We start from the raw sequence: 12,589 nt of genomic DNA, 5'->3' as shown, positions 1-12,589 counted from the left end.
AAAAGCATGACAAACACATACTGACTTCGGCTCCGCGCGGCCTGCGGAGCCAGAGCAAGAAGCGAAGAAGAAAAGGAGATTTTTATGGCATCTGAAAGCAAGAGTGCCCTGCGTCCCTTCGGCATGAAGGACAAGCTGGGCTACATGTTCGGTGATTTCGGCAACGACTTCACCTTCATCCTCTCGTCCCTGTTCCTGATGAAGTTCTACACCGACGTGATGGGCGTTTCTGCCGGTGTGGTGGGCATCGTAATGATGGCAGCCCGCATCGTGGACGCCTTTACCGATATCACCATGGGTCAGATCGTAGACCGCTGCAAGCCCACCACGGACGGCAAGTTCCGCCCGTGGCTCAAGCGGATGTGCGGCCCTGTGGCCATTGCTTCCTTCCTGATCTTCCAGTCCGGTCTGGCCGGGATGCCTTACGGCTTCAAGGTGGCTTGGCTGGCAGTCACCTACATTCTGTGGGGTTCCATCTTCTACACCTCCATCAACATCCCCTACGGCTCCATGGCTTCTGCGGTCTCTCCTGAGTCCAAGGACCGTGCCGAGCTGTCCACCTGGCGCACCATTGGCTCCAGCCTTGCAAGCCTTGTCATCGGCGTGGGCACCCCGATGATCGCCTACGTTACCGTGGACGGCAAGACCATGCTCTCCGGCTCCCGCATGACCATCATCGCCGGTGTGTTCTCCGTTTGCGCCATCATTTGTTACCTGCTGTGCTTCAAGATGGTGCAGGAGCGCGTGCAGCTGACCACCAAGAATGAAAAGCTGGACTTCGGCAAGCTGGTCAAGAGCATTGCCACCAACCGCTCCCTGATGGGCATCATCGCCGCCGCCCTGATGCTGCTGCTCTCTCAGCTGACCATGAGCGGCATGAGCAGCTATGTGTACCCCAACTACTACGGCAGCGCCGCTGCACAGTCTCTGTCCAGTCTGGTGGGCATGGCAGGCACCCTGCTCATCTGCGCTCCCACCGCTGTCAAGCTCTCCCAGAAGTTCGGCAAAAAGGAGCTGGCTACCGCCGGTGCTGTCGTGGGCGCTGTTTCCTACCTGCTGTGCTTTATCCTGCGTCCTTCTAACCCCTTCGTCTTTGTCGCCTTTGCCGCTGTGGCTACCATCAGCATGGGCTACTTCAACACCGTGGTCTGGGCTATGATCACCGACGTCATCGACGACACCGAGGTGCGCACCGGCGTGCGTGAGGACGGCACTGTGTACTCCGTCTACTCTTTTGCCCGCAAGCTGGGTCAGGCTATCTCCTCCGGCCTCATCGGCGCTCTGCTGACCATGATCGGTTACTCTGAGGCTACCGCCTTCGACCCCGCCGTCACCGGTAAAATCTTCAATCTGGCCTGTCTTGCACCCTTTGCAGGCTTTGTGGCACTGGCGCTGATCCTTGTTTTCCTCTACCCGCTGAGCAAGACCCGCGTGGAGCAGAACGTTGCTACGCTGGCTGCGCGCCGTGAGGGCAAGGAAAACTAAGCTATTTTCCCTTCCTTATCATTTACCTCAGTTGCGCAGAACAGGCACCCTGCCAGAACACAGAAATGTGCCCGGCAGGGTGTTTGTTCTCAGTGAAAAAAAGCGGTATACTGAACCTGTACGAACCACCGCACAAAAAGGAGCAGACCATGAACGTAGATCCCTTACAGGTGCTCAGCAAGCTTGCTGCCGTTTACAATATCCCCGCCTGCCGGGTGACCCCGCCCTTTGCCGGGCTGGAAAATTTCGATTACGGTCTGCGCAAGGCACTGGACCCGGAATTTGACTGGCAGGAGTTCGGCTATACCCTGCTGAAGCACACCCCAGAGCAGACGCTGCTGATCGTCGAGGGCATCTTTGAGCTGAAGTTTGCCCTGTTCCGCGTGCCGGACGAAAAGGACACCGTGTTCATGATCGGCCCGTGGACGGACGGCCCCCGCAGCGAGGAATCCCACCGGTGGACGCAGAAAAATCTCGGTAAAGCCGGGGACGAGGCTGTGCAGGAATATTACAACGGCGTTCACACCCTTTCCGGCGATGACTTTGCCACCGCCATCTACTCCGTGGTCTCTGTGCTGATGGGGCAGCGGGAGCTGCGCACCCAGAACGTGAAGGAGTTTCTGCCCTTTATGTTCCAGCCGGACACCCGCTACTTCACCGAGCCAAGCTTTGAGCGGGATATCCCTGTTGCCATGATCGAACAGCGCTATCAGGTCGAAAACGAGATGCTGGAAGCTGTGACCCGGGGCGATGAGAATGCCGCGATCCTCAGCTTCCACCAGTTCGGCCGCTTTTCGCTGGGCGATCGGTTTATCGGGACGCTTTACCGGGAAAAGAGCCAGTTCATTATTATGAACACCCTGCTGCGCAAGGCCATTGAGCAGAACGCGGTGCACCCCTTTTATGTAGATAAGATCTCCTCCAGCTACGCCCGCCGCATCGAGGCGCTGGACACGGTGGAGGATGTGCAGGCCACGATGCAGCAAATGATACGGGACTACTGTGCCTACGCCCGCCGCTACTCCCTGAAGGGCTACTCCCCCACGGTGCAGAAGGTGATCAATCACATCAACCTGAACCTCTCGGAGCCGCATACCCTGAAAAGCCTTGCGGCGCTGTGCCACATCAGCCCGTCCTATCTTTCCTCCCTGTTCAAGCAGGAGACCGGCAGCACCCTGATCGATTATATCAACACCCAGCGGGTCAAGCGTGCCGCCCAGCAGCTGACCACCACCGACCGCTCCATCTCCGAGGTAGCAGAGGAGATGGGCATTCTGGACGTAAATTACTTTGCCAAAATCTTTAAGCGTACCTTCGGCATGACCCCCACCCGCTACCGCCGGGAGACCCGGAAAAAATAAAAAAATTTACGATTCCGGCACAAAAATGTTCTAGCAGTTCCAGCGTTTTCCATGCTAGAATAACATCAGTAAAAGAAGATACCCGAACCTATCACGATAGAAACAACACAAGAAATAAGACAGGAGAATTCATCATGCGAGAGATCATTTCCCTGAACGAAGGCTGAACCCTGAGCTTCCCCAAGGGCGAGCGCGCCGCTGAGGCTGTTACCCTGCCCCACACCTGGAACGCCGTGGACGGCATGGACGGCAACGGCAGCTACCTGCGCACCACCGGTGTGTACAGCCGCACCTTTAAAAAGCCCGATCAGCCGCTGGCGGGCGGCCGCGTGTATGTGGAGGTGCTGGCAGCCGCGCTGGATGCCACCGTCAAGGTGAACGGCACTGTTGCCACCACCCACGAGGGCGGCTTTTCCATCTTCCGCGCCGACATTACCGACCTGTGCCGTGACGGCGACAACGAGCTGACCATCGAGGTCAGCAACGAGGACACCCCCTCCATGTACCCCGCTTCTGCGGACTTTACCTTCTACGGCGGATTGTACCGCGGCGTGAATCTGATCAGCGTGCCGAATGCGCACTTTGATCTGGACTACTACGGCGGCCCCGGCATCATGGTCACCCCCAAGCCCACCGCAGACGGCGGCGCAACCTTTGAGATCAAGAGCTTCGTCACCAACCCGGACGACAGCTTTACCGTGATGTACAGCATCGAGGACCCCTACGGATGCGAGGTCGCTTCCGCTGTGCGCCCCGCTGACAGCACCGCTGTTACCATCTATGTGCCGGACGCCGAGCTGTGGAGCATGGACGAGCCGAACCTTTACACCGTGGTGGCACGTTTGCAGCGCAACAACGAAGCCTTTGACGAGATCTACGCCAACGTGGGCGTGCGCAGCTACACCGTCACCCCGGACGGCGGCTTCTCCATCAATGGCGAGGCCACCCCGCTGCGCGGCGTTTCCCGCCATCAGGACAAGCTGTACAAGGGCAACGCCCTGACCGTGGAGGATCACTATCAGGACGCACAGATCATCAAGGAGCTGGGTGCCAACACCATCCGTCTGGCACACTACCAGCACAGTCAGGATTTCTATAACGCCTGCGATGAGCTGGGCTTTGCCGTCTGGGCAGAGATCCCCTTCATCAGCGTGTTCAAGTCCGGCAAGGACGCCCACGAGCACTGCCGCCGCGAGCTGACCGAGCTGATCGTCCAGAACTACAACCACCCCTCTATCCTGTTCTGGGGCATCTCCAACGAGATTTTGATTGGCGGCATCAGTCAGGAGCTGGTGGACTGCCACCACGACCTGCAGAAGCTGTGCAAGGAGCTTGACCCCACCCGCCTGACCACCATCGCCCACGTCTCCAGCACCCCCACCACCGGCCCCATGCACCGCATTACCGATGTGGAAAGCTACAACCACTACTTTGGCTGGTACGGCGGCAAGATCGAGCAGAACGGCCCGTGGCTGGACAAGTTCCACGCCGAGAACCCGGATATCTGCCTTGGCATCTCCGAGTACGGCTGCGAGGGCATTATCAACTGGCACAGCAACACCCCCCAGTGCAAGGACTACTCCGAGGAGTATCAGGCACTGTACCACGAGTATATGGCACAGGCCTTTGAGGACCGCCCGTGGATCTGGGCAAGCCACGTCTGGAACATGTTCGACTTCGGCTGCGCAGCCCGCAGTGAGGGCGGCGTGAAGGGCCGCAACAACAAGGGTCTGGTCACCATCGACCGCAAGACCCGTAAGGACAGCTTCTATGTCTATCAGGCCTACTGGGCAAAGGACCCCATGGTGCACATCGCAGGCCGTCGTCACGCACAGCGCGCCGGTGAGACCACCGAGGTGAAGGTGTACTCCAATCAGGACACCGTGACCCTGTACTGCAACGGCAAGGAAGTCGGCACCCAGACCGCACACCGCGTGTTCAAGTTCAATGTTGCACTGGACGAGGGCTTCAACGTGTTGATGGCTGTGGCCGATACCGTGAAGGACAGCATCACGCTGGAAAAGGTGGACGCCGAGCCTGCCTGCTACACCCTGCCGGAGTTCAACGAGCGTCAGGAGGGCGTGGCCAACTGGTTCAAGCAGATGGGCAGCATGGACCTGACCGCTCCCATGGAGTTCCCCGAGGGCTATTACAGCATCAAGGACAGTCTGGAAGAGCTGGCTAAGAACGAGGAAGCCTTTACCGTTACCGCCAAGGCGGTCAAGCTGGCCACCAACTTTGATATCAAGCCCGGCGAGGGCATGTGGGCCATGATGCAGAAGATGACCCCCGAGGCCATGGCAGGCATGATCTCCACCATGCCGGACGGCTTTATTGAGAGCCTGAACGCCCAGCTCATCAAGATCAAGAAGTAATAGGCAAAAACATATAAAAGGGATACCGGAACATCTGCGGATGCTCCGGTATCCCTTTTTGTATGAAATGATAGCAAAAAAGCAGGTCAAATTCGTAGAATTTGACCTGCTTGGTGGTTGCGGGGGCCGGATTTGAACCAACGACCTTCGGGTTATGAGCCCGACGAGCTACCAGACTGCTCCACCCCGCGATATTTACTTTTTGCCCTTCAGCGGTTCTCGCTGACTGCTCAAGTATAATACCACAGGGTAGGCAGAATGTCAACCCTTTTTGAGAAATTTTTTTCGTTTTATGCGCTCCGGGTCTTGCGCAGCGCCGGAGCGTATAAAAGCCGCACCCCGCTGCCGTGGGATCGGCCTGCGGGGTGCGGCTTTTTATGATGAAGGAGAAAGAAGATAGCAGTTTAGCCCTTGTCTGCGCCGGAGGTGATGCCCTCGACATAGAACTTCTGCATGATGACGAACAGGATGGAGATGGGGATGGTATCAAAGAAGCCCTTGCAGATCAGGTAGCCCAGACCGGACGAACCGGCCTAGACCATGATGAGGCCCGCATAGGAGTTGGTCAGGTTGAGGTACTTCAGCACGAAGTAGACCGCGATCATGGCCAATACGCCCGGGAACAGGTTGACTCTGACCGAGAGGTTCTGCAGCAGCTTGCGGCCCTTGAACCGGCAGCAGCTCAGCGCGTAGGCCACCATCAGCACAAAGCAGGTTGAGATCACGCAGTTGAAGCAGGCCACCACAAGGGTGTTCGTGAACCAGCGCGGGAACTGCGCCACAGAGTCCGGGTGGAACAGAATGTTGACGTAGTTGCTTACCGTGTAGCTTGCCGGGAAGAACCGCCGCACATTAATGCCCCGGTCGGTGGAAAAGGAGGTGACCAGCAGCCACAGAATGGGCACCAGCCAGATGCCTGCCAGCAAAGCCAGCAGCAGATGCCGCAGAATGCTGCGGACAGTACGGAGGATGCGCCCGCGGCGCAGCTGCGCTGCGGTTTCCGTCCGGCGTGCCGGAGAAACAGTTGCCTGTGTCAAGAGAATGTCGCCTCCTTTTTATTAAGGAACCGGAAGCAGACCAGCGTGAACACGGCACAGATGATGAACACCATAATGCCGATGACAGCGGCTATCTTGTAGTTGTACTGTTCCTGCGTCAGGCGGAACAGCCATGTGACCAGCAGGTCCACCTCTTTGGCGCTGGAGGATGCCAGTGCCTGATCCTTTGTAATGTAAACGTCCTGCGTGAGCAGGTAGATGACGTTGAAGTTGTTGACGTTCTTGACGAAATCCGTGACCAGTGCAGGCCCCTGCACGCTGAACAGATAGGGCAGCTTGATGTAGATGAAACTCTGCCACGGCGAAGCACCGTCGATGGTGGAGGCCTCCAGCATATCGCCGGGGATGTTCATCAGCACACCGGTGGCGATGATCTTCTGGTAGGGCACGCCCACCCAGACATTGATAAGGACGATCATGAACTTTGCCCAGTGCTGATCGGTCAAAAACGGGATATGGTTCATGTTCTGCCCCAGCAGGCCGATGGTCTTTAAAAAGTCGGTCACGCCTGCATTGGTCATCAGAGTGTTGAAGATACCTGCGTCCGAGAAGAAGTTGCGCACCAGCAGCAGGGTGACGAACTGCGGCACCGCAATGGTGACCATGAACAGCGTGCGCCAGAGCTTCTGGCACTTGGTCTTTTTGTTGTTGATGAGCATGGCCAGAAATACGCCGCCGAAGAAGGTGGTAAAGGTGGCAAAGAAGGCCCACACCAGCGTCCAGCCCAGCACCCGGCCAAAGGCGTAGCTGAAGGTCACCGTCAGCGACTGCCCGCCGAACAGGGCGGCAAAGTTTGCCAGCCCCACCCATGTGAACAGGGCGGCGGGCGGCATGTGCTGCTGGTCGTAGTTTGTGAACGCCACGGCGATCAGGATGAACAGCGGCACAATGGTAAACACCACCACACCCAGCACCGGCAGGGTGAGCAGGGTCACATAGAACTTCTCGTTCAGGTACAGGGTGATGTCCTGCCGGAAGTTGTTGGGCTTTTTCCCGGCGGCAGCAGCCTTTTCCAGCATGGTGTCCATGCTCTGCACATCCTCGGCAGTCAGAACGCTTGTGTCATAGTACAGGAAGTAGCTGTTGTCAGCGGTCATGGGGTAGGCGTAGAGCTTATCGTTCAGGGTGGCAGCGCCCACAGAACCAGGCAGGTTGCGGCTCTTGATATCGTCCGGGTTCAGCAGGATCTCCTGCAGAGCGCCGGCGTTCACCAGCTCGTTCAGCTGGTCGTCTGCAAAGGCGAAAACGTCTGCGGCAGACTCCGGGTCAGCCAGAACGGTGTCCTTTGCGCTGGACTCGGACTGCACGCCGATCTCAATGGTTACATTACCCTTGTCTGCATTCTGCTCGATAAAGGCATCGGCCATCTCGCGCAGCATGGTCTGGTTCTCTTCTGCGCCCCACATGGTCAGCTTTACATCGCCCCAGCTCTCCGCAGCAGAGGCAGCCGTGCTGGAAGCGGCAGCAGAGGAAGCAGCGCCAGAGGAAGAGCCACCGCAGGCAGTCAGCAAACCGGCAGCAGCCACAGCACCCATGGCAGCAAGGAAGTTGCGGCGGGAAATCAGCTTTTTCATGATCCAGTTCTTCTTCGTTCTCAATCTGAACTCTTCAGGCGCTCTTTGTTGCGCACGCAGGTTGCGCGCATTTGAGCAACTTTTTTCTTGTAACCATAGAATGCTGCATTCTTTTGTTCACGTCAATGGACGAAATTCACGGGATTGTTGGGTCAAAACTGGAAAATATGACGGTAAAATCGGGATGCACGGGCAAAAATGCGCAAATTTAGCGCAACCTTCACCCGCAAAAAGCAAAAATGCCCGCTCCGAAGAAGGAGCAGGCACGGAAAGTGCGTTATTTGATGCTGCGGGAGCGTTCCATCCACTTGGTGGAATCCCGCAAAATGACCTGATAACCCTCCAGCTGCCGCATCACGGTCTCCTTGCCCGCCAGCCGGTCCAGCAGCATCCGGCAGGCTGTCTTGCCCAGCTGTTCTGCATCATACTGCACCGCCGAGACCGAGGGCGTAATGCTGGCAAGCATGGAGCTGTCGTACAGGCTGGCGACCCGCAGGTCGTTGGGCACGAGGATATGCCGCATCCGCAGCTCCCGCATGACCTCAAAGGCCATCTCATCATCACCGCAGAGGATGCAATCCGCTTTCTGCTCCAGCGCAGCTTCCAGTGCATCAATGGTCTGCCCGGCAGATTCCACACCGGAATGAACCAGCCGCTGGTCTACCGGTACGCCAAATTCCGCGAACCCACGCAGATAACCGCGCGTGCGGTCGGTATTGACCGCATAGATGGTACTGCCCACCAGCAGTGCGATGCGCTTGGCGCCCAGCTGCAAGAGAATGCGGGTCATCTCGCAGGCGGCAGCGACCTGATCGTTGTCTGCCTGTGGGATGGTCTTGTCCTCGCTGCGTCCGATGAGCACGAAAGGTGTCTCGTATTGCCGCAAAAGGTCGATGCAGGGGTCGTCCGCCATGGCGTAGGTCAGGATCACGCCGTCCACCTTGTGGTTGGCCAGCTGTCGATGCAATTGCGGGTACTCGGTGTTGGAGGAGTAGCAGAGCATCAGGTCGTAGCCGCGCTGGTCCGCCATGGTGCAGATGCCGCCCATGCACTTGCGCAAAAAGGGCAGATCCAGCGCAATAAACCGCTGCGGCACGATCATGGCAATGTTGTTGGTGCGCAGTTTTTCCCCGCTCTTTGCGGAAACCGGCTCGGAGCGGGTGCGTCCCATATAAGCGTACACCTTGGCGCGAGTCTCCTCGCTGATGCGTCCCTTGCCGGAAAGTGCGCGTGATACCGTCGTTTTAGAAACACCAAGCGCATCGGCCACCTGCTCGATCGTCATTTTTTCGGTTTCCTTTGCAGCCACGGAATATCCTCTCCTTTTCACAGCTCTGCGCAACAGAGCGCCACCCCAGCATACCGGGATAAGCCCGCTTTGTCAAGTATGAAAGCAAACAAAAAGCGTTCTGCTTTTTCGGCAGAACGCTGAAAATTGGTATTTTTGCTCCTTACAAAATCTGCTCGCCGCTTTTCCAGACGGCCGTTCCGTAACGGTTCAGCGCAACACCGCCTACTTTGACCGGATGCTCATTGCAGTTCTGTACAAAGACGAACGTACCGCGCCGCGCCGCCAGAACGCCGTCCGGCAGCATTTCCGGCCATGCCGGTGTCAGACCGACCTCCCGCGCTGCATCGCAGTAAAATGCGCGATAAAACGCAGCATCAAAGCGGCTTGCCAGATAGTACGCACGGCCTGCGCCGTAAGCATGAACCGCCACGGCTGGGCAGCCGGTAAAGTAATCCTCGGTGTAAACGCTGAGCGGCACAGCTGGGTCGGTATCCTGCAGTGCGGCCACCTCGCAAAGCACAGAAGCCTGTGCTTCCGGCAGCTTTGCGCCCTCCACAGGGGCGCAGCGGCGGGTTTCGCCGTCATACATCCCGTCGATCTCGGTGCGGCGCAGACCCAGCAGCTCGGTCAGGCCGTAGGGCGTGTCCCCCAGACGGCACAGATCGCTTTCGTCCACCACACCGCTCCAGTAAGTGACAACAACGGTGCCGCCGTTCTTTGCAAAGGCGCAGAGCTTTTGCGCAAATGCGTCCGTCAGCAGGTAAAGCATCGGAACAACGACCAGCCCATAACCGGTCAGGTCTGCTTCCTGATCAACAAACTCCACCGCGATGCCCTCGCGTGCAAGGGCGTTGTAGTGCAGCTTCAGCTCGTCCCAGTAGCCCATCCCGGCATTGCGCGGCCCGCAGGAGCCTTCCAGCGCCCACTTGTTCTCCCAATCGTGAACGATTGCAGCCTGTTTTTCGCGTCAAATCGTTGTAATTTCAGAAAGCATCTCCAGCTTCCGTCCCACTTCCATCGTTTCCCGGAAGGGGCGGGCGTCCTCCCGTCCATCGTGCCCGATGACCGCACCATGGAGCTTTTCCTCTGCGCCGCGGCTGGCACGCCACTGGAAATAGAGCACGCTGTCCGCGCCGTGCGCCACGGTCTGCAAGGCGGAAAGCTCTGCGATGCCGGGCTTTTTCTGTTTGGAGACAGGCTGCCAGTTGGTAAAGCTGGGGCTGGACTCCATCAATAGGAACGGCTTGCCCTTCATGGAGTAATACAAATCGTGCATCATGGCGGTGTCCAGCGCGGTCTCTTCCACAGTCTCGATGGGCTTGTGCCATGTGGGATAGTTGTCCCAGCTGGCAACATCGATCTCTCTGACCATCCTTTCCGGGATAGCCTTGGTTCGGGTTCGTTATGTAGCGATAGAAAGTTAAAAATTTGCTCCGGCTCCTTCGGGAGCCGAGCTGGAACTCTAAGTAAATATGTTATATTAAATTGTTGGAATGGACTACCACAAAAATCGAGCCGTGTCAACAAAAAGTTTCGAGAGCACGCCGCTTTCGGCAGATTGCGAGAAAATACTCTGAAAACTTTGGCGAAAAGAGAGCCGGATAGCTCGTTTTACTTATTTGTTTTTTACCAGCAGTGCCTGATACGGTTCCAGCTCCACATCCGCCAGCCAGACGGAAGTGCCCTCCGGGGTGTGATACTCGCCGCCCAGAGCGTCCATACTTGCCCCTGCCGGATACTCGGTAAAGTTGAACAGTCCCACCAGCGTTTCCTCGCCGCGCTTGCGTACCAGTGCCAACACACCAGGGTTGTGGCTGTCCCATGTGGTCACCCATGCATCCGGGGCAAAGCAGGGGTCTGCCCGCATTTGGCGCAGCTGCTCCATACCCTGCCACAGCTGGTTTTGCAGCGTGCCCTTTCGGGTGCGCTGCTTGGCATCTTCCCAGTTGAATTTGCTGCGGTGCAGATTGCGGCTGTCCTCCACACGGTCGGGGTCATTTTTGTAGTCCCAGCCGTTGAGTTGTGCGATTTCATCGCCGCAGTTCAGCATGGGGAAGCCCTGCAAGAACGCCATGGCAGTATGCAGCAGCAAGTCGCGCTTCACGGCATAATCCAGAGCGATCTTATCGTCCTTTTCCAGTGCCTGCTCCACGCCGCACAGGCTGGCGGTGGTGCCGCAGCTTCGGGCATCGCCGGTGGCAGGGTCGTAGTTGTACAGCTCGCCCTTTGCCCAGCTGCCGGGGAAGCTGCCCTCGTAGAAGTGGTACAGATATTCCTTGTGCTTCTGCGGGTCAATGCCCAGCCGGTTTTCCACTGCCTCATCCAGACCCCAGCCGATGTCATCATGGCAGCGCAGATAGTTCACGAACCAGCAGTTGTCCGGCAGGGCGTGCAGGGCATCCAGCTGTGCTTTCAGCAGCCGGGTGTCCCGGCTGGCAAGGGCACTCCACAGGTTGACCATGGTGGACACGTTGTAGAGCATATGGCATTCCGGCTTTTCGGGAGTGCCGAAGTAGGCGGCAAGCTCCTTGGGCGCCATGACCACCTCGCCCTTGAGAATGACCGCCGGGCAGACACATTCCAGCACCATGCGGAGCATCCGCACGATGGTGTGCACCTGCGGCAGATTGCGGCAGGTGGTGCCCAGCTGCTTCCAGATGTAGGGTACCGCATCAATGCGGAACACCTCTACACCCAGATTTGCAAGGTGCAGAATGCTCTTGGTCATGTCCACGAACACCGCCGGGTTTGCGTAGTTCAGGTCCCACTGGTAGTCGTGGAAGGTGGTCAGCACCCACTTGTGCATTTCCTCGCACCATGTAAAGTTGCCGGGTGCGGTGTTGGGGAACACCTGCGGCACCGTCTGCTCGTACTGGTCGGGGATGGTGCGGTCGTCATAGAGGTGGTAATACGCCTGAAACCACGGGTCGCCCGCCTTTGCCGCCATGGCCCAGCGGTGGGTGCTGGCGGTGTGGTTCATGACAAAATCCAGACACAGGCTGATGCCGGCTTTCCGCAGCTCCCGGGTCAGGTTTTCCAAATCCTTGTTGGTGCCAAGGGCAGGGTCTACGGTGTCGAAATCCTCCACCGCATAGCCGCCATCGTTGTGGGGATGGGGCATCTGCAGCAGGGGCATCAGGTGCAGATAGGTCAGCTTCTGCTCCTTGAGGTAGGGCAGCTTCTTTGCCAGTTCTTTCAGATTTCCGGCAAAGAGGTCGGTGTACATGGTCATGCCGAACATATTGCCCCGCTTGTACCACTCCGGGTCGGCAGAGCGTGCCTTGTCCAGTGCTTTCAGCTCGGCGCTGCGGGCGTTGTAGGCGTCTGCCATCTCCCGCTCCAGAACCTCCAGCCCTTCCCGGTTGTGGTACAGTTCCATGAACAGCCATTCCAGCTCGTCCTTGTGCTTGGCAAACCGGGACTCAAATTCCTGCTTTGCTGCCAT

9 protein-coding genes and 1 tRNA gene are annotated in these 12,589 nt (G+C 57.8%); 3 read left to right on the top strand and 7 right to left on the bottom strand.

Going from position 1 to position 12,589, the window contains the following annotated elements; genetic code table 11:
- Positions 1–84: 84 nt before the first annotated feature.
- The 3 genes from ACXPUX_RS05855 (at position 85) to ACXPUX_RS05845 (ending at position 5,221) form a co-directional block, all read left to right on the top strand.
- A complete protein-coding gene (locus tag ACXPUX_RS05855; RefSeq protein ID WP_458830735.1) occupies positions 85–1,485 on the top strand; it encodes an MFS transporter in 1,401 nt (466 codons plus the stop codon).
- A gap of 149 nt (positions 1,486–1,634) precedes the next feature.
- Positions 1,635–2,846 (top strand): helix-turn-helix domain-containing protein, encoded by a 1,212-nt coding sequence (locus tag ACXPUX_RS05850; RefSeq protein ID WP_458830734.1) that lies wholly within the window; start codon positions 1,635–1,637, stop codon positions 2,844–2,846.
- 170 nt (positions 2,847–3,016) lie between these two features.
- Positions 3,017–5,221 (top strand): glycoside hydrolase family 2 protein, encoded by a 2,205-nt coding sequence (locus ACXPUX_RS05845; protein ID WP_458831173.1) that lies wholly within the window; start codon positions 3,017–3,019, stop codon positions 5,219–5,221.
- A 114-nt stretch (positions 5,222–5,335) separates the two neighbouring features.
- Here ACXPUX_RS05845 and ACXPUX_RS05840 read toward each other — a convergent pair.
- The 7 genes from ACXPUX_RS05840 to ACXPUX_RS05810 form a co-directional block, all read right to left on the bottom strand.
- A tRNA-Met gene (locus ACXPUX_RS05840) sits at positions 5,336–5,412 on the bottom strand.
- Between the two features lie 342 nt (positions 5,413–5,754).
- On the bottom strand, positions 5,755–6,258 hold the full coding sequence (locus ACXPUX_RS05835) for a hypothetical protein (protein ID WP_458830732.1): 504 nt from the start codon (positions 6,256–6,258) through the stop codon (positions 5,755–5,757).
- Positions 6,255–7,853: an extracellular solute-binding protein gene (locus ACXPUX_RS05830; protein ID WP_458830730.1), complete on the bottom strand. Its 1,599-nt coding sequence runs from the start codon at positions 7,851–7,853 to the stop codon at positions 6,255–6,257. Before ACXPUX_RS05830 ends, ACXPUX_RS05835 begins: the two co-directional genes overlap by 4 nt.
- 277 nt (positions 7,854–8,130) lie before the next feature.
- Positions 8,131–9,162 carry a LacI family DNA-binding transcriptional regulator gene (locus ACXPUX_RS05825; protein WP_458830728.1) on the bottom strand — a complete coding sequence of 344 codons (1,032 nt, stop codon included), beginning with the start codon at positions 9,160–9,162 and terminating at the stop codon, positions 8,131–8,133.
- Between the two features lie 142 nt (positions 9,163–9,304).
- Entirely contained in the window at positions 9,305–10,093 is a 789-nt protein-coding gene (locus ACXPUX_RS05820) for a beta-galactosidase trimerization domain-containing protein (RefSeq protein ID WP_458831171.1), read from the bottom strand.
- 18 nt (positions 10,094–10,111) lie between these two features.
- Entirely contained in the window at positions 10,112–10,516 is a 405-nt protein-coding gene (locus ACXPUX_RS05815; RefSeq protein WP_458830726.1) for a beta-galactosidase, read from the bottom strand.
- Positions 10,517–10,759: 243 nt separating this feature from the next.
- On the bottom strand, positions 10,760–12,589 hold the full coding sequence (locus tag ACXPUX_RS05810) for an alpha-amylase family protein (RefSeq protein ID WP_458830724.1): 1,830 nt from the start codon (positions 12,587–12,589) through the stop codon (positions 10,760–10,762).

It is taken from the genome of Faecalibacterium sp. PGM34 (assembly GCF_054456555.1).
The sequence above is the reverse complement of the archived record's forward strand: the minus strand, read 5'-3'. Positions and strand labels throughout refer to the sequence as shown.

Bases quoted from the DNA above. Each gene is read 5' to 3' on its own strand.
- ACXPUX_RS05815 (WP_458830726.1), bottom strand. From the start codon at position 10,516: ATGGTCAGAGAGATCGATGTTGCCAGCTGGGACAACTATCCCACATGG.
- ACXPUX_RS05850 (WP_458830734.1), top strand. From the start codon at position 1,635: ATGAACGTAGATCCCTTACAGGTGCTCAGCAAGCTTGCTGCCGTTTAC.
- ACXPUX_RS05810 (WP_458830724.1), bottom strand. From the start codon at position 12,589: ATGGCAGCAAAGCAGGAATTTGAGTCCCGGTTTGCCAAGCACAAGGAC.
- ACXPUX_RS05830 (WP_458830730.1), bottom strand. From the start codon at position 7,853: ATGAAAAAGCTGATTTCCCGCCGCAACTTCCTTGCTGCCATGGGTGCT.
- ACXPUX_RS05855 (WP_458830735.1), top strand. From the start codon at position 85: ATGGCATCTGAAAGCAAGAGTGCCCTGCGTCCCTTCGGCATGAAGGAC.